Consider the following 24780-nt stretch of genomic DNA (forward strand, 5'->3'; position numbering starts at 1 on the left):
GCATATTGGAGCATAGCAATCTTTTACAATCAAAGACGAGATGATTCGCATGTGGGTTCATTTCTCTGCTGCGAGGACGTTTAAACATAGCGGGGATGAGACGGAACATTGCAATTTCGGCTATGCATTGAAATGCAATACTGATGCACCTTCATGTCAAAAGTAGCAGGACACAAAACTAAAACTTGAAATTAGGATAATCAACAAGGAGTGAGTGAATGATTGTAATTGCAACCGAGATTCCTGCAATTGAGCAAATAGTTTGGGATGCTTTCGCAAAATATGCACCGCCAGATAGTTATTGCGGCATGGATGATATCAGAGCACAAGAAGCTACAACGGCTGCGTGCTGGTTTCCCAGTGTAGATAAATTAATGCATTTACCTAAGCTTGGGTTGATCCATTCTATGGCTGCAGGGGTTGAACATTTAAATATTCATGCTTTAAATGGAAAATATAAAGTCTGTCGCATTGTTGATGAAAGCCATAAATCAGCGATGCTGAATTATTTGCTTTGGGGGATTTTGTATTTCCAGCGTCATTTTGATCATTATCTTAAAAATAATCAAAAGGCAGTTTGGCAACAATTCCCGCAAAGAGCATCGTCTGAATTTTGTGTCGGAATTATGGGCTTGGGCGAAATTGGCCATCATGTCGCGGAGCAACTCAGAGATAGGGGCTACCCAGTGGTGGGTTGGTCGAATTCAGCCAAGACTATCGCAGGGGTAAAAACTTTTGCAGGTCAGGAGCAGTTTGTCGACTTTATTCAGCATCCACAAGTGCTGATTAACTTGCTGCCATTGACTGCTGAAACGCAGAATATTCTGTCTGCCAAAACCTTTGATTTGTTGCCGCAGGGAGCTGCAATCATCAATACAGGACGTGGTGGACATTTAAATGCGGCAGATTTGTTTGCAGCATTGGATTCTGGGCATTTGCGCGGTGCAATTCTTGATGTCTTTGAACATGAACCTCTCAGCCCAGATAACCCGTTATGGCATCATCCCAATATCGTGGTGACGCCACATATTGCTTCACATGCCGATTTGAATGTGGTGGTTCAGCAAATTGTGCAGAATGATCAATCGATAATGGCAGGTAAAAGTCTACTCAATGAAGTGGATCTAGTCCGTGGTTATTAAGTTATTGCTATAAAAGAGCAGGGCATGCGGTTTGATGTCCTACTGGCGTATTTTTACAAGATCAGATCGAGATAATAGAATGTCTAAATTTTCGATTTAGCATGAAATACTTGTTTGAATTTAGCCGTAATAGTGGGGTTACACGCCAAAATAGCTGTCAAAATAATACAGATTCCTACAATGCTGAGTAGGTCGGGTATTTCATGCCAAAAAACAAATCCCCAAACTCCAGCAAATATAATCGCAATATAATTCATTGGGCCAATTTGACCCGCAGGTGCCAAACTGTAGGCATAAGACATAAAAATTTGGCTGATATTCGCCAAAAGACCTGCGGTAATCAGGAGTGCTAGTTCTTTCAGACTAAAAACACGCCAATGCCAATACATAGGGATAGATGAAATCAGTGTGCCAAAAATGCAGAAATAAAACACAATACGTTCAGGTGGCTCGGTATTGGTTAAAGCACGAACGGTCACAAAGGCCATAGCGGATAAAAAGCAGGCACCTAAGCCAATAAAAGATAGGGCATTGAACATGCCTTCATCTGGTTTTGCGACCAGCAATACTCCAATTAAACCCACAGCCGCTGCAATGATCATGCTACGACTGATTCTTTCTTTCAGAAAGAAATAGGCAATTAATGGAATAAAAATGGGTGATGAATAGCTAAAGACCATGGCATTCGAGAGTTTAAGATGGGCAATGGCATAGAAAAAACCATACATTGCTGCTAAACCCACCACACTGCGCCATGTGTGCATCCATAATTTATCGGTTTTAATAAAATTTAACCCATGCTTTAACAGCATGGGGATAAAAATGAACAGACCGACCGCATTTCTAAAGAAAACAATGGTCGGGTTATCAACAGTTTCAGATGCAAAACGAATACAGACTCCCATAATCGAAAATAGCAAAGCAGAAGTCATTAGGCAGAGAAGTGCTTTGGCTACAGGACTGGTAGAGCTAAGTGTATTCGACAACATAAGTGGATCCAGTGGTGGTGTGGTGGAGATGAAAACTAAAAAAGCGTTCATCCCGCAATTTTAGGTCACTGGAGCTGGATTGAACACCGCCAATGAGTTATGAATGCCCCAATGGTCTGACCAAGTTTTCTTTTCGCCACTGGCAACCTGAAGAATGAGTTCAAATAGTTCCCAGCCGACTTGTTCGATACTGCGTTTGCCAATAGCAATGTCACCTGCACTGATGTCAATCAGGTCATACCAACGGTTTGCGATGGTGTTGCGGCTTGCCATTTTAATGACAGGCACAGCGGCTAAGCCATACGGTGTACCACGCCCAGTGGTAAAGACTTGTACGGTAATACCTGAGGCCATTTGCTATGTACCGCAGATAAAATCGCTAGAAGGCGTCGCAGCAAAAATCAGCCCTTTCTTGGTCGGCTCTTTCCCTGGGGCTAATACCTCGACAATTGCTGAGCTACCCGATTTTGCAATGGAGCCCATGGCTTTTTCAACAATATTGTTCAAACCGCCTTTTTTGTTGCCAGGAGTGGTGTTGGCACTGCGGTCAACTTTGCCCGCTGCCAAGTAGTCATCATACCATTGCATTTCACGAATCAAATCTTTGGCGACTTGTTCATCGGCTGCACGAGGCGTGAGCAAATGGATGCCATCACGGACTTCGGTTACTTCTGAGAACATCACGGTGCCGCCACAACGAATAATTAAGTCCGATGCAAAACCGACAGCAGGGTTAGAGGTTTCACCTGAAAATGCATCACTGCCACGACATTGCATACCCACGACGAGATTTGAAGCACACACTTCTTCACGTTGACGCAGATTGAGTTTTTCCAAATGATGCTCTGCCACTGCCAAAATATGGTCAATCATGCTTTGGAAGCCATTTTATTTCTAGTCGATGTTCAGTCCCTGATTTTTTCTAGTGCTTTATCATTAAATTGTTGGAGGTCTTTTATCTGAATAACTAGACTTTTACAGTGTATGGAGTCCGAGGTGCTTTATCTGATTTACTTATTTGTAAAATAAATAACAATAATAAATATAAAAACGATAATCAGTATCATTTATGTTTAAAATATTTTAGTATTTTATTTCAATGGATTGGTCAGCACAATTTCAAACAGAAGCTTTATAGGGAAGTGATATTCCTGAATCCATTTTGAAAATGAGATGTCCATGAAGATATTTATATCTCGAGCACATGGGCAAAGTGCATCCGAAACATCAGTCCTTTCAGATCTTAATTCTAAATTTTCGTGAATATCCTGATATGTATAAATTTACTGTGTCTTCCCCCAAACCCTTATATCTTGCAATGCAAATCATCTTTTTAGCATCCAGTGCTACAGGCTTTGCCTATGCGGAAACCGAACAAGAGTCGGAAACTCAAAAGCAAGTATCACAACTAAGCACAATTACTTTAAAGGCTGAGAGTAAAAGTGCAGTGACTGAAAACTCGAGGAGTTATACAGCGAACAGCAGCAGTACAGCAACTAAACTCGATTTGTCATTGCGTGAAACCCCGCAAGCGGTGAAAGTGTATACCCGTGAATATTTGGATGACCGTAATATTGAGTCCTTTCAAGATTTAATGGCGAACGTCACGGGGGTCACCGCGACACGTACCGATGAGCGTCAAAGTTATTATGCACGTGGTTTTCAAATTGATTATTACCTGATTGATGGTTTGCCGACGACCATGTCTTTGGCTGAAGGCGATTTTGACTTAGGTATTTTTGATCGGGTTGAAGTGGTGAAAGGGGCGAATGGATTAATGACTGGTGCGGGCAATCCTGCCATGGGTTTGAACTTTATTCGTAAACATGCCAACGCCACAGAATTAACAGGAAACATTGAGGCTTCGGCAGGCTCTTGGAATAATTTTTCTAGTTCAGCCGATCTTTCTGGTGCATTAAATGCGGATGGTTCTTTGCGTGGGCGAGTTTTGGTGAAGCATTCGCAAGAAGATTCATTTATGGATTTTTATTCCAAAGAGCGAAATGTGGTTTATGGTGCTTTGGATTACGATTTAAGTGATGCCACCAGTTTGTCTTTGGCAGCCACATACCAACAATTAGAACGCGAGGGGATTCGCTGGGGAGGATTACCTGCATTTTATAACGATGGGACGTTGACTAATTTTGATCGCTCATTATCGGTCAGTTCGGACTGGACCTATTGGAATGTAAATACCTCAGCGGTTTTCGCCTCAATAAAACAGAAACTGTATAACGATATGAATTTAAATGTTGCTTATACCTACCGCCGAGATGATAAAGACACGGCTTTGCTCTATGTGGCAGGCAAAGTAGATAAAGCCAGCAATCAGAGTTTAGGCGCTGTTTCAGTCTATTCCTCTGATGTGCGTAATGATGAAAATAATGTTGATGTTTTTATTAATGCACCATTTAGTCTTGCAGGGCGACCGCAGGAAATTGTGGTCGGTGGTTCATGGAATACGGTTGAGATTGTCAAAAATAAATATGGCACGATTCAGGGCGCCGATGGGGATTTAATGATTAATACCCCAAACCAACTGGATTTTAACAATATGAATACCCAGTTATTAACGCCAATCACCAATCCAAAAAGTTTGGCGCTGAATAAAACTACACAACAAGGGGTTTATATTTCAGGGAAGTTCCAAGTTTTAGATCCCGTGAAAATTGTTGCGGGCGCACGACTTTCAGATTGGCAATTTGAAGCTTCAGATGGCAATGGGAATCGGGAATTTGAGCACGAATTCACTCCGTATTTTGGCGTGATTTATGATTTTGCGCAGGATCATTCCGTCTATGCCAGTTATACCAATATGTTTAAACCCCAAAATCGTAGAGATGTGACGGGGCAATATCTTGATCCGATTGTGGGCAAGAATTATGAAACGGGAATTAAGAGTGAATTTTTCTCTGGTCGTTTAAATACAGCACTTTCAGCATTCCGAATAGAGCAAACTAACTTTGCCGAAGCAGTTTCGGGGGGATATGTGGTTGAAAATGGGGTGCAAACGACTGAACAAGCTTATCGCGGGGTGGATGGCGTGGTCAGTAAAGGCGTAGAGTTTGAACTGGATGGGGAAATTAATGATTACTGGGGCGTAAATTTTGGTATTGCCAATTTTGAGGCGAAAGATGCCGATGGCAATAAAGTCACCACGACCAGTGCGCGTACCACCTCCAATCTGTTTGTGAAATATAAATTGGATCAGTGGAGTGCTGGCGCAGGTTTAAATTACCGCAGTAAAACTTATACAGGTACGGGTACGAGCCGTATCGAACAGGATGAGGTTTGGTTGGCGAGTCTTATGCTTGGTTATCAGCTCGACCCGAAGATCAAGCTCCAACTGAATGTGGATAATCTATTTGATGAAGTCTATTACGAGGGCATTGGCGCCAACAGCATGAATTATGGGACGCCGCGTAACGCAGTTCTGAGTATGCACTATCAGTTCTAAACCTATGTCAGTACAACAGAAGATCCATTGAGGGTCTTCTTTTAGAATATGGAGGGTTTAGATAACAGCAGCTTGCTTGATAACCTCACAGAGTAGGGATTTTTCTACAGGCCAGAGCAGGCTAGCAAAATTAAAGGACTTTCATATTGAATCTGTCTACGCAGGGTTTAGCTGGAAGAAACTCAATTCTCGAGCTATTACTATTTGGGTTCTGACTACAACGAAATAAAAGCTAGGACATTACGTTTTATAGTCAGAATATTTTATACACAAACTCATCTGTCCTGTATTCCCTTGTAGCCCTATCTAGCACCTCGCTTAAAAAAACTCAGATAAGTTGTAGAACTACTTGTCCAATTCGAGAAAATTGTGAATACTCATGCCCGAAATTTTAGACTGTTAAATTATCTTTTGGGGTTAGGCGAACACAGTGAATACGTATCCATTTTCAATATCGCGGTTGCAAAAAGCATTACTGGCAGTAGGTTCATTTTCATGTTTAGGGCTGAGCTCAGTTTTGGCACATGCAGAAGCTGAAGAGGGTACAGCACAACTCGAAACCATCACCGTGACTGCTCAAGCAGCACAATCGGGCTATTATCAACCCAAAGTTAATTTAACAGGTTTTACCCAACAGAACTTGGCCGAAATTCCCGCTTCAATCAGTATCATTACGGCAGAGCGTATTGCGGATCAACATGCAAAAACCCTATCAGATGTCGTGAAAAATGATGCGGCTGTAGGCGATGGCTATGCACCCATTGGTTATTATTCTAATTTTGTCATGCGTGGCTTTAGTTTAAATGCTGGTTCTAGCTATTTATTGAATGGTCACTTATTGCGGGGTGAACAAAATGTCGCGCTGGAAAATAAAGAACAGGTCGAAATTTTAAAGGGAATCAGTGCGATTCAAAGTGGGATGTCTACCCCGGCAGGTGTGGTCAACTATGTGACTAAACGTCCCCAAGACATTCGCGCTATAACCGTGGAAGGTGATAGCCATGGTGGCCACCGTGTTGTAACTGACTTGGGTGGTTTCTTTGGGCACGAGCAGCAGTTTGGCTATCGTATGAATTTAGCTAAAGAAGAAATGCATCCCTATGTGGATCATGCCGATGGTCAGCGCCTGTTTGGGGCTTTAGCTTTAGACTGGAAAATCTCAGATCGTTCAAAACTTGAATTTGATATTGAATCACAGCGTCAGCGTCAACGCTCTGTGCCCGGTTATCAATTATTAGATGGTCAAACTGTACCGACTGGGGTGGAATGGGATCGTTTGCTCGGCTATCAAAGTTGGGGCAAACCTGTGACCAATGAAAGTCTCAATAGCAGTTTAAATTTGATTCATCAGTTTAATGACAATTGGACAGGCAAGCTCTCAGCATCACAAAGTCGTGTGGTGGTAGATGATTATTCAGCTTTTCCATATGGTTGTTCTTGGAGTAGTGTTTGTGAATATACAGGTCTAGGTAATACCTTTGACCAAAATGGCAACTATGATATTTATGAGTTCCGTAGCCCAAATGACAGTTATCTCACCAATCAGTTTAAAGCAGGGCTGAACGGAACATTTGCTACAGGTTCTTGGCAGCATCATTTGAGTTTGGACTTGTCTCAGACCTATAAACGCCGTGCTCAATATGATGCTATCTTTGATCTTGCAAGTACAATACCTCAATCTACTGGTAATATTTATATTGACCCTGATAACTATATTCCTTCTGAAAAAAATTTAGCGAATCATTATAAATCACTAGATAGCCAGCAAACGGCTTTAAATATATTGGATCAGATCGATTTTAATACGGCATGGTCGGTTTTACTGGGTGGGAAACTGCTGCATTTAGATGAAAACGCCTACAATGCGGATGGTCACACTATTCGACAAACCAATCTAGATCGCTTTTTACCTCAGTTGGCAGTCATGTATCAGCCTTGGGAACAGACCCATGTCTATGCTTCTTATGCCAAAGGACTGAGTGATGGTGGGCAAGCGCCGTGGTTGGCTTTTGGTAATTTAGATAAAGGTATTGAGGGTAATGCAGGTGTAACTTTAGCCCCTGTCCATTCTACTCAGTATGAGATTGGTATTAAACAGCAATGGCAAGCCTTATTATTTACTGCAGCCGTATTTGATTTAAAACAGGATAATCAATATGTTAACTCGGATAATTACTTTCTGACCGAAGGTGAAAAACACAATATTGGTTTAGAGTTAGGTTTGCAGGGACGTTTGACGCCAAATTTAGATATGACCTCGAGTTTGGCATTAACCCGTTCACGTTTAACGGACATTGCTACAGCTGAATATCAAAACCATCAAACGCAAAATGTCCCGAAAGTTCGTTTTGCCAGTCATTTGTCCTATCAAGTTCCACAAGTACAAGGATTACGTTTGTTGACAGGCATGCAATACAGCAGCAGCAAATATGCCAACAAAGCCGGTACGGTAAAAGTGTCTGGCTATAGTGTCTTTGATGCTGGTGCAGCTTATAACTTCCGAGCTTATGGTTATGAGAATACGCTACGGTTTAATGTGGATAACCTGTTGAATAAAAAATACTGGCGTGATGCAGGTAGCTTCTCCGGGGATGATTACTTGTTCCTTGGTGCCCCACGAACGGCACAGTTTGCTTGGACTGTAAATTTCTAAGTCAGGCAATCAAAAGTTAAAACTGCCTGTATCGAACACAGGCAGTTTTTTTTATGCTCAAAAAAACTAGTTTGCTGATAATGCTATGTAATGCTCTCTATTTTTTAGATGAATCCAATAAGCCATACTGTCTTTGCCAATAGGGCTGTGAGCTATACACGAGCTTACGAAGTGCTAAAATTCTAATCCGTATGCAATGCCGAAAATGTTTTGGCTCATACTTAAATCTGCTTCACCACCACCAAAATTGACCGGAATTGAGCCTTGTCCTTTTACGCTTTCTTCTAATGCATGCGTATAGGCCAGACTAATTTTTTGCTGCTGATCAATTTTCCATGTTGCCCCTAAACTTACATGTTGCTGGACTACACCAGGGGCGAGAATATTCAGGAAGGTTTGATCATTGGCTACGGGTTGATCATTATAACTATAGCCTGCGCGCAAGGTGAGTTTGTCTGTAGCTTGATAGGTGGTCGAAATTTTATAGACATTGATATCGTGCCAACCAAAGCCGGGGCCTTGATCGGTACCAAATCTGTTGCCAGCAAATAACGGTTCGAGCCCATTGCCGACCGAATCTACATCCGAATAGTTAATGCGTAAATAGTCCGTTGCAAGCGATAATGCTGGGGTAAGCTGATAATTTAAACCAATGCCATAGCTTTCAGGCACATCGAAATCACCCTGTTCTGCAAATAGACCTGCATATTTCTTAAAGCGGCTGGCATCAATTTTCGAGGAATAACTTGCACCAATTGTCAGATCTTGATTGGGTTTGATTGACCAGCCAATACGAGCCCCAACACCATAGGATTCATCATTACCACGGTTGCTAATGGCATTGGCATTTTCTGAAACCCCACCGAACACATCGCCATTAAAGCCTTGTGCGCTGAAACGTTGATATAAAATATTAGCGGCTAATGCAATAGATTGATGATCTGTATATTTCCATGCCAAGGCAGGCGAGATAAAGGCTTGCGTTAAAGAAATTCCCGCACTGCCGCTGTTATTGAAAACAGCATAGGGATTATTTTTATAATGGGTATTCATGCCACCATTGCCATAGACAGCGATACCTGCAGTGAATTGGGAATTAATTGGATGGGCATAGCCGAATTCTGGAATGACGAAGTATTTACGGCTATTGGCATCATAATGCCCATTTGCCCCTGCCAGATTGCCCGAAATTTCCGACTCACGTTCTGGTGCGAAAATCGTGAGCCCTGTATCTAAACGCTGACCTAACCAGCTTAAACCTGCTGGATTACTGGCAATGGTTAAACTGTCCTGAAAATTGGCAATTGCAGTTCCTGCATTTCCCTGAGAATTGACGCTATATGCATGCATGAAATATCCCGTTGTCGCAAATGCAGAGGTCGAAAACAGTGGCGCAAGTACTGCAACTGAAATAAAAGAAGCAAGATATTTCATGAGAATATAGATTGATAAAAAATAATATGTATTGAAGTATATTGAAAAGCCTAATTTATGTATTCGAATATAAATTCATATCTTTATTTACATTTTGAATATAGAAGCAAGACTCTTAGATAACCAAATTATCCACTAAACTTAAATAGAAGGATGATGGTTGAATGCAAGCTTTAAAAGCCACATGGTGCTAAATCTGACTGGCTAGCGGTTGGGTGGCTATACAGGGGAGTCAGTAGCCATAAAAAAAGAGCTTAATTTAAGCTCTTTTTTTTCAAATTTAACTTGGCTATTGACAGCTAAAATTCTCAGCGGCTTCACTATCCCCTTGACCCTTATAGCGGGCAATCAATGGATACGGGCAAAGTGGACGGGTTCGGTTAGCTGACCAATCTGCAGGCAGCTCAGTATTGATGACACCGCTGGCATTTCCGACACCGCGAGCAGATGCCACAATACGGTCAGGCGCTTGACCATATTCGACCCAATTGACTAATGCTGTGAGCGCATCAAATTGATCGGTTGCAATCCCACCACGAGAATGGTTCATGCCCGGGACTCTGAAAAAACGGACAAAACTCGGAGCAGTCGCATAGGCATTATTTTGATATTGCTGTAGTAATTGATCATACCAATGCTGTGTATCATCGACCGAGAATACTCCATCGGCAGTTCCTTGGACTACAATCATTTTGCCACCATGTTGTTGGAGTTTATCCAGATTTAATTCATCTGGAGGAAGCATAAAAGACATGGCGCTTTCTTGATAGGTTGCATTGCTGGCCGATAATTTCGGATAGTCTGTATCAAAGTTAAAATTGAAAGCAAACTGACGCGAATTAAGCATGACCTCGGGATTTGGGGGAACTTGAAAAATGATTCCAACGGCTACAGGGTCACGTGCGGTGCCGACCGAAGATTCAAACTTCCAACTGGCCCAGTTGCTGCCCAATAGCCCCGGGTCAAAAGGTTGCGTGGCATATAAGGCTTCACCCTTTGAGTTCACGGGACCGCGATAAATATTCGCCAGTACATCAATTTGATCTGTAGACAGACAGTTTCCATCTCGTGTGCTAGCGCAAACGGGAACATCGCGATGGATATCAAAGGCTGTGCGACAAGCTTCTACATCTTGAACTAAGCCATCCGCTATACCATCCAAAGCATCACATTGATTTAAAATGGATTGAGCCAGAACCTTGCGTTCAGATAGGGTGAGGGCCGTACTTAAATCGTTTTCATCGCTGGCAACACGACGTAATTGTTGTGCGGTATAGAGTTGCGCGGCTGCTGCACGAGGGAGATGAAAACCAGGCGTGCTGGCGAGAATGCCGTCATACTGATCGCCCAAACGTGTCGCCGCCATCATGGCATGTCGTCCACCATTGGATGTTCCGCCGGCATAAGAACGATCAGGCTGTTTCCCATACGCAGCTTGAATTAAATTTTTCGCCATAGGCGTGAGCTTGGTAATGGCACCATAACCGTAGTCTATCCGTGCTTGAGGATCCAGTCCAAAGAGTGGATTTTGTGTGGCATTGTGTCCTGCATCGGAAGAAATCACTGCAAAACCATCATGTAAAGCGTTGCTTAAGGGACCGCCACTTCCGACTTGACCTGTTGCTGTTGCAATATTGCCATCGGTTCCCCCATTGCCTTGATAGAGAAAGCGACCGTTCCAATCGAGCGGTAAACGCATTTCAAAACCAATTTGATAGGTTTGTCCATCAATCGGGCTAGTGCGTGGATACATATAGCCTGTCACTAAGCAATGTGCTGCAATGTCTTGCCCCGCGACTTGGAGGCTGCCCGCTGCTTGTAGTGTCGCACTGCTTATACTGGTGTTGGTAAATTGGAATCCTGTTAAATCGCTACAAGTCCCTTTTAATGTTGTTCCAACCGCAGGTGTGAGTTGTGGAATCTGTGGCTTAACTTGGCTGGTTGCATTGGCGTTATTTTCACTATTGTCGCCACAGGCCGCCAGACTGATACATAAAGCAAGCATGCTCAAAGGCTTAGACCAATCTCTCGGCGCAAATCGTTTTTTCATTGTTCAAAATCCATTTTTATTGTTTAAACTTTAATCTGAGAGCACCATAAAATTGGCAGTACTTCTCGCAATCCGTTTATGGTTTTGCCAAGCTTCACTTTCGATATATAAAATGGTCTTGCCTTGCTTGATAAAGCGGCACTTGGTGTTGACGATGCCGACGTGGCAGGGGCGTAGAAAATCCGTGCTTAGGTTGATGCTCGTTGCGGGTTTTTGCCCATTGGCAATAAAGGCAAATAAGCCCATCACATCATCTAGCATGGCACAGAGCATGCCACCTTCGACGGTGCCGCGTGGATTGGTAAAACTGTCTAAAGCCATATAGCTAATTTCGAGTTCCAGTTGTTCTGCATGCCATTGAATGTTGTGTCCGCCAAGAAGATGGTGGATGGGGGGCAATGTTGCTAAAGTGCTTAGGGTCATAATGAAAGATCCATTTTTCGGAAGATGACTAAAAGATAGATAGAGCTTCGATGCTTATTGCAGCGTATAAGCATCATAAATAACGGCTTTGCCTAAACGCATGGCACTCCCGACAGCAACGGTTTGATTCAGCCATGCATATTTGGGGGAGCTGGTTTCAAACTGCATGGTAATTTTGAAATAGTATTTGTTCGGGTCGACATCTTCGCCCTGAGCCAGTTGCTTTAAAACTTCGCTTGAACCATGCCTGTAGCCCTTGGTTTGTAAATAAATCAAAGCGCCATCTTCCGTTTCGAGGAGATAACGGGTATCAATAATCGCCAGTCCTTGACTGTCTACAATCTGCCAATCAGCACCGTTATTGAGAATGCGTCCCTTAAGTTGTTTGCCCTGAAAGCTACCCCCTGTAATGGGAATAATTCGGCGTTTTCCCCCATCACTGGTGGTGCCGAGTTCCCAAACTGGCGCATTTAAATCTACGTTAAATTGCGCCAAAGGTTCTAGATGCGGGGTAGGTGGATGGTATTGAGTTTCCGCATGCGTCAGACTGAGTAAGTTCAAGCCAAAGCAAAGGCTGAGTATTTTTTTCATGATATTGATCTCAATAAAAAGATGTTCGGCAGCAGCAAAACCTCAGTCAGCATTATTTAAATTTCCAGGTGTAGTCGATATTGATACGGGTTTCGTTGGAAGGTTTGATGTTGGCGCTAGACAGCATGTTGTTGTCATACATGGCATAACGCGCGCGTAATCCAAGATTTTTGAACATGCCTTTTTGCACGGTATAGCCAAGATCAAAATCGGTTTCGTGTTCTTTTAAATTGTCACCCCCCAAATTGGGTGCATAGATATTATCCCCAGTGGTATAGCGGGTCATAAAGCGTAAACCGGGCACATAGTTTTTAAAATCATATTCGTAACGGAAGCTATAGACATGCTCTTTGGCATTCAAAAATTCCGCTGGCCAAGTGTCGATTAAGAGCCCCGTTTCACCCCCTGTTAAATAAGGAAAAGCGGTGTCACCCATATGATGGAAAGTGGCAAGAATAAACTTGTGATTTTGATGCTTGAGCTCGAAATAACCATGAATCAGATCGTTATCTACCAAACCAGCTTTGGCTTGCCCGTCTTCACGACTGCGGTAGTAACGTAATTGTGAGCTAAAATTGTTGCTGTCATTGAATTTGTGATTATAGCTAAGACCAAACATGGACTGGTTATACAGGTCTTGTACATCCATATAAAAGCTGGTCAGTTTGGTGCTTGGAATGAGTTGATAGTTGCCCCCGAGATAATACAGTTGATCGGTATCAGCGCTTTTAAAGCGACCATTGACCGCTGAAATTCGCATATTTTCCCAGTTGGTTGAATCGCGTTGATTGACCTGATCAATATAAGCCGATTGAAAATCTAGATTGGAAATATCTTTCGACTCTAGAGAAATCCCGCGATAGGTTTGCGGTAAAAGCCGTGCCGGTGATGCGACCAAAACGGGATTCATCGGTCTAAGCGTACCGACTTTTAACTCGGTTTTACTGATTTTAGATTTGCCTGTGATTCCGATTTGTCCATAACTGGAAGCAGGTTCATTGGTGACAGGATCACGCGGTAAGTTACCCGTACCTGCATAATCTGCACTGGCATCCAATTTAAAACCTGCGGTGGCCAAAAGGTCGAGTCCAAAGCCTACGGTGCCTTCGGTATAACCTGAATTGGCTCTGAAAATGAAACCTTGGGTCCAATCTTTCGCTGCGGGATATTTGGAGATTTCCTGATAGTCACGATCAAAATAGAAATTTCGTGTGGTTAAGTCGACCGTGCTGTTATCAATAAAGCCGCCTGCGAAAGCCGAGCCAGAGAGCATGAGGGTAGAGTACATCCATAGTTTAGATTTCATTGCATTTCTTCCTGAAATATCATTGTTGTTTTAAAACAGGCAGATAAATGATCTGCCTTTGATGTTTGTAATTTCGAGTTATTTTCCAAGCAGTTCGCGCGCCACGATTTCCTTCATAATTTCGTTGGTGCCGCCATAAATTTTTTGTACTCGAGCATCGACAAAAAAGCGCGAGATCGGGTATTCCTGCATATAACCGTAACCACCAAACAGTTGCAGCAATTGGTCTACGACTTCGCATTGCGTGTCGGTAATAAAGCATTTCAATGCAGCGACATGACTGACTGTTAATTTGTCCTGATGGTATTGCTCGGCACATTCATGCACAAAAGCCTGTGCAGCTTTGGCTTTAATTTGGGTATTGGCGAGCACAAACCGAGTATTTTGCATTTGGCTGAGTGGTTGCCCAAAGGCCTTGCGTTCTAATACATAATCTTTGGTGAGTTCTATGGCGCCAAACATCGAACCGAGTGCCATCATGGAAATGCTCAAGCGTTCGCGTGGCAATTCTTGCATTAAATAAGAAAAGCCTTTGCCTTCTTCTCCCAGACGTTGGGATTCGGGAACTTGGACTTGATCAAAAAAAAGCTCTGCAGTGTCTTGGGCATGTAGGCCGATTTTTTTCAATGATCTGCCTTTTTCGACCCCTTTTAAATTGGCATCTACCAGTAATAATGAAATCCCTTTGGCGCGTGCTTCTGGGTCTGTTTTGGCCACCAAAACAATTAAGTCGGCATGCAGACCATTGGAAATAAAGGTTTTTGATCCATCTACGACATAATGCTCATCCTTTAAAATTGCTTGAGTACGAATGGCTTGTAAGTCTGAGCCTGCATTGGCTTCAGTCATGGCAATGGCCGTTACGACCTCACCCGTCACCATTTTCGGGAGCCAATATTTTTTTTGTTCTTCCGTGCCAATATTTTGCAGATAGGGCGAGACCAGTTCATTCTGTCCGCCAATCGCGACGGCCAAGGAGGTAAAACCAGCTTGAGCTGTTTCTTGCACGAGCATTAGGGAATAGTGGACTGGCGCACCGTAGCCGCCATATTCTTCAGGGACATCCACGCATAAAAAGCCATTTTCACCGAGTTGCTTCCACAAACTTCGCGGAATCAAGCCCTCGTGTTCCCATTGTTCATAATGCGGGGCGACATATTCTTTGAGGAAGCGTCGATAGTTATCTCTAAACAGTTCAAATTCGGTATCGTGTTGCATACTTCACCTTTTTTTTGGCAAAAGTCAGGGTAAAGCTCAAGGTTAACTGAGCTTTTTTACTGTGATTTCAATGAATTAGTTATTAAGCGTTGGAATCCGAATGATTAGGGCATTATCAGATTGTTTCTGATACAACTCTTCAATTCGATTGGCGCGTCGTTTGAGAATATTGCTTTGATTAAGATTGCCTTTATCCGTGACTTCGCCTGCATCCAGTTGTGGTGCTTCAGTTTGTAGGTAAAGCATGGAAACGCGATTGGAACTTCCTGTCGCATCCTTGTTGTAGTGCATCAAGAATTGACGGAACCATTGCTGAATTTTCGGATGTTTCAAAATTTCTTCGGCACTATGCTCTGATAAAGAAAGTCCCGCATAATCGGCACAGGCATCTAGTTTAGGGAAAATCAGGAATCCAACAGCATTCAGGTTTGAGCCTGTAATGCAGACATCCTGAATCAGTAAATTGCCTTGAATCAGGACCTTATTACGTAAGGTGCCAACATTGACAAAAGTACCTGTATTTAATTTAAAGTCTTCAGCAATCCGGCCATCGTACATCAGCCCTTGAGTCGGATCCTGTTCATCGACCAAACGCACAGCATCGCCCGTATGGAAAAAGCCTTCTTCATCAAACACAGGACTCTGCTGATCGGCACTTAAACGCCAGTAACCTTTCATGACGTGTTTGCCACGCACACAAAATTCCAGTTTGTCACCATATGGTACCAATTTAATTTCACATCCTGGAGCCGGGTAGCCAATAAAGCCTGCCATGACGCGTGGGCCAGTGGTAAAGGCGCAAGAGGGTGCAGTTTCGGTCATGCCGAGCCCGCTCATAATGCGAATTTTTTCACCACAATGTTGCTGCGCAATACGGTCTAGCCGGTTCCAACCAGCTTCAGATAAGGCTGCTCCTGCGAAAAACAGAATTTTCACTTTTGCAAAGAAACGTTCCCTTAGTTCGGCATCTTTCTCTAGAGCGTCGGTGAGTTCTTCCCAGCCTTTAGGTACATTTAAATACACCGTTGGTGAAATTTCTTTTAAATTCCGAATAGTTTCATCAAACTTGCCTGCCACAGGTTTGCCATCGTCAATATAAATGGTACCGCCGTTATATAAGGCAATCCCAACATTATGACTGCCCCCAAAAGTATGATGCCAAGACAACCAATCCAGTAAAACAGGTGGTGTTTCTTCAAACTCGGGAAAGGTTTGGAGCAGCATCTGCTGATTCACCGTTAACATTAAGTGGGTTGTCGGCACAGCCTTTGGCATTTTGGTGGAGCCAGAGGTAAATAAAAATTTGGCAATTTGATGTTCATCTAAAGTTGAATAATGTTCTTTGACATTGGTGACCGGCGTATCTAAAAGTTCTTGGAACGCCGTGCAACTGTGATCCCCAATAATGCCTTTATTGGTCACAACTTCAATGTGGGCAGGGGCACATGCTGCAATGGCCTTGGCAAAAGCTCGCCCATCACTGGCATAGACCATACCCGGAGTCAGTACATCAAACACATGTTTTAATTTGCCAAAATCTTGAGAAACTAAGGAATAAGCAGGGGAAATGGCAGAAAAGGGAACACCCGCCAGCATTGCCGCCATGGAAAGGGTTAAATGTTCTAGATCATTTCCCGATAAAATGATTAAAGGGTGTTGTTCACTCAGATTGCGATTATGAAGCGCCTGAGCAATATGCCAAGCGCGCTGTAAAGTTTCGGCATAATTGAGTTTGATCCATTCACCTTGTGCATTGCGTTTCGCTGCAAAAATGTGTTCAGGTTTGGTTTGTGCAAAATGAATCAGACGATCAGTCAATTTTTGCGGGTAATTCTTCAGTTGTTCTTTGGGTTGAAGATACAAGATCTGATCTTGATACACATAATCAATATCATGACGCCCAAGCTTGACGAATCTTTCGCGATCTTGTGATTGAGTGGCATTCATTTGCATTGTTTTCACTCCATGGAAAGCGCATCACTGCGCTTAATTGTATTTTGCTTCATGCAATTTATATTTAGTCTGTATGCCAGATCCACGCTTAAATTGGATAGTGGCGAGCTTGGGTTTGAATGGTGATCCAACGTAATTCGGTAAATTCAGCAATGGAGGCTTTGCTGCCAAAACGTCCATAACCACTAGATTTAGTCCCGCCAAAAGGCATTTGAGCTTCGTCATGTACCGTGGCGCCGTTAATGTGACAGATCCCTGAATCAATCTGTTTCGCCACATCCAGTGCCTGCGCAATATTCTGACTAAATACGGCAGCGGATAATCCAAACTCACTGTCATTGGCGAGGGCAATGCCTTCTTCAAGGCTGCCAAAACGCTGCACCGTGCAAACAGGACCAAAAGATTCTTCGCGATACAATGCCATATCAGCTTGGATATTCAACACCAAAGTCGGTTGCATCGTGGTTGCTTCAATTTGAATCCCCAGAGGCAAGTCAGCCCCTTTGCTTTGCGCATCTTGTAGTAAATGTTGAATACGCTGCGCAGCACGAGTACTTTCTAAAACACCCAGCGCATATTGTTGCGTGCTTGGATTGCCCGCACGAATCGTACGTGTTTTTTCAACCAGTTTGTGAATGAATTGATCTGCAATATCTTCCTGTACCAGCACACGCTCGGTAGACATACAGATTTGTCCTTGATTAAAGAAGGCACCAAAGGCAACTGCATTGACCGCTTCATTCACGTCGGCCTCATTCAATACCACCACAGGGGCTTTTCCACCCAGTTCTAGCAGCACAGGCTTTAAATATTTCGCTGCTGTTTCCGCAATAATTTTTCCAACTTTGGTTGAACCTGTAAAATTTATACGTTTCACAGCAGGGTGAGAAATTAAACGCTCGACAATTTGCGGTGCGTCTTCGGCGGCATGGGTAATCACATTGACGACACCATCTCCTAAGCCTGCTTCATGCAGCACTTGACCAATTAAGCGCTGGGTAGCAGGGCAAGCTTCGGAAGCCTTGAGCACCACGGTATTCCCACATGCGAGTGGCATGGCCAAAGCACGGGTAGCCAAAATAATCGGGGCATTCCACGGAGCAATGCCGACCACGACACCGCAAGGCACACGTATGCCCATTGCCATATTGCCGGGTACATCAGAGGGAATCAGGCTGCCATCCATTTGCGTGGTCATGGCTGCGGCTTCACGTAACATATTGGCCGCGAGATGGACATTGAACCCATACCATGTCGCTGTTGAACCTGTTTCACGCATGCCAATTTGAATGAATTGCTCAGTGTTTTGATCCATGAGGTCGGCGGCTTTTAACAAGCGCAAGCGACGTTCAGTCGGAGAAAGTTTCGACCACGCTTGAAACGCTTGAGCCGCGGATTCAATGGCACGATCGACATCGGCTACGGTTGCGGCAGCTGCAATGCTGGCAACTTGACCATCAATCGGACTGATTCGCTCAAAAGTCGCGTGATTGGAAGCATCGACTGACTGACCATGAATCAGCAACTGAACTTGATTCAATGGCGTGGCGCGATTTCGCACAGACTCAACTAGAGTCAAGTGCGGCTCAGCACGAGCATTATCATCGATGCTTTCTACAGATTCATCATGTCTAAGTGACTGTACATTGTGCATGGGTTGTATCCTTACATAACCATCTAAAATTTAATCATTAACCAGTACGTTTGTAGCTTTGTAAACCTGGTTTAATCGATTTTTCATCTAAAAACTGTTTTAAGCCTTCTTGACGACCACCTTCGGTATCGCGATGGATACATTGATCGAGTTTGGCATATAAGTAGTCTTCATTTTGATCCCAAGTTAATTCACGGCAACGCTTAAAGCCATTTTTCGCGGTACGTAACACCACTGGATTTTTCTCAAGCAGAATGTTGGCCAATTCGGTCACTTCCGCTTTTAAATCTGCTAAAGGGACACTCTTATTAATCAAGCCCATATTTTCAGCTTCTTTACCGCTAAAGGTTTTGCCAGTCATGATGTAATACAGGGAGGTACGATGTCCAACTGTATCCGCCATTGCTTTGCTGACTAAATTGCCAGGAGGAATCCCCCAGTTAATTTCAGATAAACCAAAGGTTGCTTCATCTGCCGCTATGGCGAGATCACACGCCACTAAAGGAGAGAAACCGCCACCAAAACACCAGCCATTGACCATGGCAATGGTTGGTTTTGAATACATACGTAACAACTGCCACTGCCAACGGCAAGAATCACGACGAATACGTTCTTGGAAGATTTCAGGTTGGGTATCGACCTCTCGGAAATATTCCTTTAAATCCATCCCTGCGGTCCAAGAATCACCTGCACCCGTCAAGACAAGTACACGAGCATTTTGATCAAGCTCTAAAGTTTCGAGGACTTCAATCATTTCCCGATTTAATGTCGGGCTCATGGCATTTTTCTTTTCTGGACGGTTGAATGTTACCCATGCAATGCCATTTTCAACTTGTACATCTACGGTTTCCCAACGCTTATCATATGTCATGTGCTTTCTCCTTGAATGACAGTCTGTTTGTTCTTTACACAATCTAATATCAGTTAAACTTACATTCAAGTGTTTTTTGGAAAATTTCTAATTTATTTTTTAAGTGAATGAAATGTATAGTTAAAATTATATGTTTATTAAAAAAATAAAAAATACTATTGATTTTTTAATCAGTCTAACTGATATTTTAGGGGTGTTCACAGAACAGCACAAAACAACAAGATGTAATGGAAATATCAGGCAGAATAAGGATTCAGTTATGGAAAAAGTGCGACATCCTTCGACAAGGACAAAAATCACTTTATTGCTATGTTTTGCGATCGCAATTTTTGAAGGTTTTGATCTTCAATCCATGGGCGTTGCAGCGCCTCGTATGCGTGCAGAATTTATGTTGGATAATGCTCAGATGGCATGGGCTTTTAGTGCGGCCATTATCGGCACCCTACCTGGAGCGATTATCGGCGGCAGACTCGCAGATATTGTTGGGCGTAAAAAAGTATTAATTTTCAGTATATTGTTATTCGGCATTATGTCTTTGCTGACTGCTTTTGCGGGAGATTATCATTTAATGTTGTTGATTCGTTTTCTAACGGGACTAGGCATGGGCGGGGCATTACCAATGATGATTACGCTGGCTTCTGAGTCGGTTTCATCTGACCGTAAAGGCACAGCTGTGAGTATTATGTACAGTGGTATCCCATTTGGTGGGTTGCTAACTTCAGTTGTTGCTATGCTTCTGGTTGGGGATAGTGAATGGCGACATATTTTTTATGTCGGGGGTATTGCACCAATTTTACTCATTCCATTGCTCTTGAAGTCTTTGCCAGAATCGAGTGATTACTTGGATCGGAAAACTCAAAACCAGCAGACTACGCCATTTATGCAGGTGCTGTTTTCTAAAGATCGCCGCATGTCGACCATTCAGATTTGGATCAGTTTCTTCTGTACTTTAGTGGTTTTATATTTCTTGCTGAATTGGTTACCACTATTAATGGGAGCTCAAGGACTTTCGAAATTAGAAGCGAATTATATTCAAATGGGATATAACGTGGGCGGTATGTTTGGCTCCATACTGATGGGCATGATGCTGGATAAAATGCGCATGAGTTTCGTGATTAAATTTATCTATATGGGTATTTTGCTGTCACTTTGCTGTCTGTCTTTTTCACCGACAGTGGCGTTATTGGCTTTGTCAGCAGTAGGCTGTGGCTTATTTATTGTCGGTGGACAGTCAGCCTTGTATGGTTTAGCCGCCATGTATTATCCAACTGAAATGCGCGGCACAGGTGTTGGAGCAGCAGTAGCAATTGGTCGTATTGGTTCGTTTGCAGGTCCACTATTGGCAGGGTTCTTACTGTCGATTGGTAAAAGCGCGACCATTGTGATTGGTTCGAGTATTCCTGTAATTTTGATTGCAGCAATTTCAGCACTGATGCTTGTCAGAAAACCTAAACAGCCTGTACAGTTAATACAAAGCACGACCGCTCGTTAAATAGTTTAAATTGAAAGAAGTGTGAGCGTTTCTTCTCATGCTTCTTTCATTGGTTTTTGATGATTAAGAATTATGGTAAGCACAAGTTCAATTGATAAAAAAATAGCAGATGGTCCACGATTAAGTTATACCATCGCCCGTCTAGACCGAGTTGTTAGCAAGTATTTAACCGAGCATTTGAAAGCTTTGGATATTACGCTGCCACAATTTACCGCATTATCCGTATTGGCATCTAAAAGTAATTTGTCGAATGCCAAGTTGGCCGAGCGTTCATTTATGAAACCACAATCTGCCAATATTATTTTGCAGGATTTGCAAAGTAATCAATGGATTGAAAAAAAACCAGATCCGACTCACGGCCGCCGAATTTTGGTGACAGTCACGGATTTAGGCTTAATGAAACTGGCTGAGTGCAATAAAGTGGTAGAAGCACTCGAACAGAAAATGTTGCAAGGCATAGATATAAATCTGGCTTATTTGATTCGAAACAATTTAGACATTATGGTGAACAATTTAAAATCTGGAGAATAATCCCATGGTTTAGATCATGCCCAATGTCACGCTATTGCTGCTTAAGTATGTTCTTCTACAAAAAACTATTGTCACAACCTGAATGAATTGGGTAGCATCAATTTAAAATATTTCATTCAGTGTGGCTAGGATGTCTTCAGGACAGCAAGTTTTAATTAAATTAAGAAAAATGATTTTTTCGGGGGAACTCGAAGGGGGCAGTCGTATTGCGGAAATTCCGACAGCAGAGTTGTTGGGGGTTTCACGTCAGCCTATACGGATGGCCTTTCGCTTATTAGAACAAGAAGGCTTATTACTAAAAAACCCTACCCGGGGTTACACCGTTCGAGAAATCTCTAATAAATTGGTGAATGATGCCTTAGAAGTGCGTGGCGTACTCGAAGGTTTGGCCGCGAAGACTTTAGCCGAGCAAGGCTTATCGGAACAACAACAGCAGACTTTAAAAAACTGTATTGAACAAATAGAACAACTGTTTGCAGAGCATACCGAATTTGGCGATGAAGAGTTGACACGTTACCATGAGTTTAACGTTATTTTTCATGATACGATTATTCAAGGTGCGCAAAATATTGCGTTAATTCAGGCACTTTCAAAAAATAATCAGTTGCCAATGGCTTCCGTTCAAGCCATTACCTATGATGAATCTCGTGCACTCTCAGAATATCGTCGCTTGCATTATGCGCATTTGCAGCATTGCTCAATTTATGAAGCCTTGCTGCAAGGACAATCTGGGCGTGCAGAAAGCTTAATGCGAGAACATAGCAGCGTGGCTTTACTGGGAGAAACTGTTAAACAAATCATGAGTGAAACAGCATTATCGACTCCCACAGCTTCAGTTTAGCGAGGGAGTCTGGCGAGAGAGCTTATAGTTCGATCACCAAATGTTTGGATTTGGCCCGAGAGCAGCAAGGGGTGAATTGATTATTTAAAGCCCGCTCTTGTTCGGTCATAAAGACATCCCGATGATCAGGCGTACCTGAAATGACACGAGTGATACAGGTCCCGCAAATGCCTTGTTCGCAAGACACGGGCACATCAAAACCATGTTCTAGCAGCGCTTGTGTCACGGTCTGTTCTGGATGGATTTCAATCCGACGTCCTGTACCTGCAATTTCAACAGTAAACGCTTCATCATTTTCCTGCTTGCTTTGCTGTGCTACAAAATGCTCTTGATGCCGTTGTTCTGCGTGCCATCCTGCGGTTTCGGCTGACTGCATGACAAACTGCATAAAGCCTGTCGGCCCACAAACATAAAGGTGTTTCTCTGGCTGTGGGTCTTGCAGCACAGTTTGCATATCACATTGGGTTTCATCCTGATCCTGAATATGAAAGTGAATCTGTTCAGCAAAATGTGAGGTCAAATTGCCATAAAAGGCGATCATTTCATGGGTGCGGACAAAATAATGCAGTTCAAAAGGAATATGCTGTTCCTTTAAGCGATACGCCATTGAGAGAATTGGGGTAATGCCAATTCCACCAGCAAATAGCAGGGCTTTTTGGGTCGTAGGGTGGAGTTTGAATAAATTACGCGGTTGTCCAATGCTTAACACATCACCTGCTTGATAGTCTTTATGCATGCAGCGCGAACCGCCGCGTGAGTTTTCATCCTGCAGTACACCAATGACATAGCGATGTTGTTCGCTGCAACAATTCGATAGTGAATACTGTCGAGTTAAGCCATTTTTGAGAAAAACATCAATATGCGCACCTGCTTCGAAGCGAGGTAACGCGGCACCCGATGCTGAAATTAACTCAAAGGCACGGATGGAAGGGGTGAGTTGGTGAATTTTACTAATGATAACGTCCATGTTAATTCCCTTTAAATGATGCGAATATTTGGAAATTTAGCGACGTCGGATGTGACCGATGACGCTTTTTCTTCTTTCAATAAACGGTCAATAATCTTGCGGGATTGAACGCCTCCCGCATCAATATTTAACATGAGTAATTTGCGCTGTGGATTGTTGAGAATATTTTGTTGTTGCTGTTCTAGCATTTCCAAATCTTCGGTGAAGATTTTGCCTTGTCCTTCACGAATTTGATCGGTGAGTTCGGTATTTTCAGGCTGGAAGTTGCGTGCCATGCCCCAGAAATACCAATGTGATGTTTCTGTTTCAGGGGTAATAAAATCAACCACGATAGCAGCGACTTTCTTATCTTTAGGGGCGTTATAACTGCCATGTCCGGCATGTGCAACCCCAACTTCAATATGCACATTACTTGGTGCAAAAAAATGACAGCGCTGCCAACGATCTACAGGCACTTGGTCTGCCAAATGATTCCCGCGGAGTGCCATTTGCCAAAATGGTGGGGCAGTAACGTTTTCCATATAGCGTTCGGTAATGACATGATCGCCATCCACTTTGGTGATTGGCAGTGATTCATCAATTTCTTTCTGTCCGATACTACTAGCATGCACATAGGTTTCATGGGTTAAGTCCATGAGATTGTCAATCATGAGTCGATAATCACAATGAATGTGGAACAAACCACCGCCATAACTCCACTCGGGATGATCTGCCCACTCTAAAACTGGGAGTTTAGATTCATCTGCAAGGCTTTTTTCACCAGGCCAGACCCATACGAACCCAAATTTTTCGATGACGGCATATGCTTTATTGCATGGAAATCCACTGACACGTTGAGCTGGCATGGAGATGGTTTTCCCTTCACAGCCCATGACCAGTCCATGATAGCCGCAGACTAAATTGCCATCTTCGACATAGCCTAAAGATAGCGGAGCGCCACGATGCGGACAAAAGTCTTCTACAGCTGCAACTCGATTTTCCTTCGCACGATAAAACACAATTTTTTCACCGCAGATGGTACGACCTAGAGGCTTATCTTGGATTTCTTCTGGTCGGCATGCCACATACCATGCATTTTTAATGAACATTATGATGACTCCTTGTCAATTATTGGATCCAATTTATGTTTGTTTTGTGGTTTTGTCAAATGAATTGAGGGTGTTTATAAATAAATTTAGTGGTATTTGTTCTTTTTAATGGGTTTGTGA

At 43.0% G+C, this 24780-nt stretch carries 18 protein-coding genes and 1 pseudogene; 6 read left to right on the top strand and 13 right to left on the bottom strand.

Annotated elements, in window-relative coordinates; genetic code table 11:
* The first annotated feature begins 218 nt into the window (after positions 1–218).
* The gene (locus AC6CHI_RS03020; protein ID WP_498119360.1) at positions 219–1142 is read left to right on the top strand and encodes a 2-hydroxyacid dehydrogenase; all 924 of its coding nucleotides are present in this window, start codon (positions 219–221) and stop codon (positions 1140–1142) included.
* A gap of 83 nt (positions 1143–1225) precedes the next feature.
* On the opposite strand, the gene AC6CHI_RS03025 is transcribed toward AC6CHI_RS03020, so the two are convergent.
* Together AC6CHI_RS03025 and AC6CHI_RS03030 are read right to left on the bottom strand one after the other, a co-directional pair.
* Positions 1226–2131: a DMT family transporter gene (locus tag AC6CHI_RS03025; RefSeq protein WP_498119361.1), complete on the bottom strand. Its 906-nt coding sequence runs from the start codon at positions 2129–2131 to the stop codon at positions 1226–1228.
* A 60-nt stretch (positions 2132–2191) separates the two neighbouring features.
* Positions 2192–3019, bottom strand: a pseudogene (locus AC6CHI_RS03030) (galactarate dehydratase); the annotation flags it as partial.
* A gap of 385 nt (positions 3020–3404) precedes the next feature.
* On the opposite strand from AC6CHI_RS03030, the gene AC6CHI_RS03035 reads away from it, so the two are divergent.
* Positions 3405–5588 (top strand): TonB-dependent siderophore receptor, encoded by a 2184-nt coding sequence (locus tag AC6CHI_RS03035; protein ID WP_498119362.1) that lies wholly within the window; start codon positions 3405–3407, stop codon positions 5586–5588.
* A gap of 430 nt (positions 5589–6018) precedes the next feature.
* Positions 6019–8241, top strand: a complete 2223-nt coding sequence (locus AC6CHI_RS03040; RefSeq protein WP_498119363.1) for a TonB-dependent siderophore receptor — start codon at positions 6019–6021, stop codon at positions 8239–8241.
* A 174-nt stretch (positions 8242–8415) separates the two neighbouring features.
* Here AC6CHI_RS03040 and AC6CHI_RS03045 read toward each other — a convergent pair whose 3' ends face one another.
* The 9 genes from AC6CHI_RS03045 to AC6CHI_RS03085 form a co-directional block, all read right to left on the bottom strand.
* Positions 8416–9675 carry an OmpP1/FadL family transporter gene (locus AC6CHI_RS03045; protein WP_498119364.1) on the bottom strand — a complete coding sequence of 420 codons (1260 nt, stop codon included), beginning with the start codon at positions 9673–9675 and terminating at the stop codon, positions 8416–8418.
* A gap of 289 nt (positions 9676–9964) precedes the next feature.
* Positions 9965–11725: a tannase/feruloyl esterase family alpha/beta hydrolase gene (locus tag AC6CHI_RS03050; RefSeq protein WP_498119365.1), complete on the bottom strand. Its 1761-nt coding sequence runs from the start codon at positions 11723–11725 to the stop codon at positions 9965–9967.
* Between the two features lie 30 nt (positions 11726–11755).
* Positions 11756–12148 (bottom strand): PaaI family thioesterase, encoded by a 393-nt coding sequence (locus AC6CHI_RS03055; protein ID WP_498119366.1) that lies wholly within the window; start codon positions 12146–12148, stop codon positions 11756–11758.
* Between the two features lie 54 nt (positions 12149–12202).
* Positions 12203–12739, bottom strand: coding sequence for a DUF3237 domain-containing protein (locus AC6CHI_RS03060; protein WP_498119367.1), 537 nt, complete (start codon positions 12737–12739; stop codon positions 12203–12205).
* A 52-nt stretch (positions 12740–12791) separates the two neighbouring features.
* Positions 12792–14045 carry an OprD family porin gene (locus AC6CHI_RS03065; RefSeq protein ID WP_498119368.1) on the bottom strand — a complete coding sequence of 418 codons (1254 nt, stop codon included), beginning with the start codon at positions 14043–14045 and terminating at the stop codon, positions 12792–12794.
* A 78-nt stretch (positions 14046–14123) separates the two neighbouring features.
* Positions 14124–15263: an acyl-CoA dehydrogenase family protein gene (locus AC6CHI_RS03070; RefSeq protein WP_498119369.1), complete on the bottom strand. Its 1140-nt coding sequence runs from the start codon at positions 15261–15263 to the stop codon at positions 14124–14126.
* Between the two features lie 75 nt (positions 15264–15338).
* Positions 15339–17225 carry a feruloyl-CoA synthase gene (locus AC6CHI_RS03075; RefSeq protein ID WP_498119370.1) on the bottom strand — a complete coding sequence of 629 codons (1887 nt, stop codon included), beginning with the start codon at positions 17223–17225 and terminating at the stop codon, positions 15339–15341.
* 79 nt (positions 17226–17304) lie between these two features.
* Positions 17305–18756: an aldehyde dehydrogenase gene (locus tag AC6CHI_RS03080; protein WP_498119414.1), complete on the bottom strand. Its 1452-nt coding sequence runs from the start codon at positions 18754–18756 to the stop codon at positions 17305–17307.
* 151 nt (positions 18757–18907) lie between these two features.
* On the bottom strand, positions 18908–19741 hold the full coding sequence (locus AC6CHI_RS03085; RefSeq protein ID WP_458890576.1) for a p-hydroxycinnamoyl CoA hydratase/lyase: 834 nt from the start codon (positions 19739–19741) through the stop codon (positions 18908–18910).
* Between the two features lie 259 nt (positions 19742–20000).
* Here AC6CHI_RS03085 and mhpT point away from each other — a divergent pair, with 259 nt between their 5' ends.
* The 3 genes from mhpT to AC6CHI_RS03100 all read left to right on the top strand — a co-directional run bounded on the left by mhpT (position 20001) and on the right by AC6CHI_RS03100 (position 22605).
* Positions 20001–21233 carry a 3-(3-hydroxy-phenyl)propionate transporter MhpT gene (mhpT, locus tag AC6CHI_RS03090; protein ID WP_498119371.1) on the top strand — a complete coding sequence of 411 codons (1233 nt, stop codon included), beginning with the start codon at positions 20001–20003 and terminating at the stop codon, positions 21231–21233.
* Positions 21234–21305: 72 nt separating this feature from the next.
* On the top strand, positions 21306–21764 hold the full coding sequence (locus AC6CHI_RS03095) for a MarR family winged helix-turn-helix transcriptional regulator (protein ID WP_458890574.1): 459 nt from the start codon (positions 21306–21308) through the stop codon (positions 21762–21764).
* Between the two features lie 130 nt (positions 21765–21894).
* Complete coding sequence (locus AC6CHI_RS03100; RefSeq protein WP_458890573.1) at positions 21895–22605, top strand: GntR family transcriptional regulator; 711 nt, start codon at positions 21895–21897, stop codon at positions 22603–22605.
* Between the two features lie 22 nt (positions 22606–22627).
* Here the strand turns inward: AC6CHI_RS03100 and AC6CHI_RS03105 are convergent, their stop codons facing one another.
* Both AC6CHI_RS03105 and AC6CHI_RS03110 read right to left on the bottom strand, forming a co-directional pair.
* Positions 22628–23572, bottom strand: a complete 945-nt coding sequence (locus AC6CHI_RS03105) for a PDR/VanB family oxidoreductase (RefSeq protein WP_498119372.1) — start codon at positions 23570–23572, stop codon at positions 22628–22630.
* 11 nt (positions 23573–23583) lie between these two features.
* Positions 23584–24660, bottom strand: coding sequence for an aromatic ring-hydroxylating dioxygenase subunit alpha (locus tag AC6CHI_RS03110; protein WP_498119373.1), 1077 nt, complete (start codon positions 24658–24660; stop codon positions 23584–23586).
* Positions 24661–24780: the final 120 nt, after the last annotated feature.

The sequence above is a fragment of the Acinetobacter sp. GQ146 genome (genome assembly GCF_059758585.1).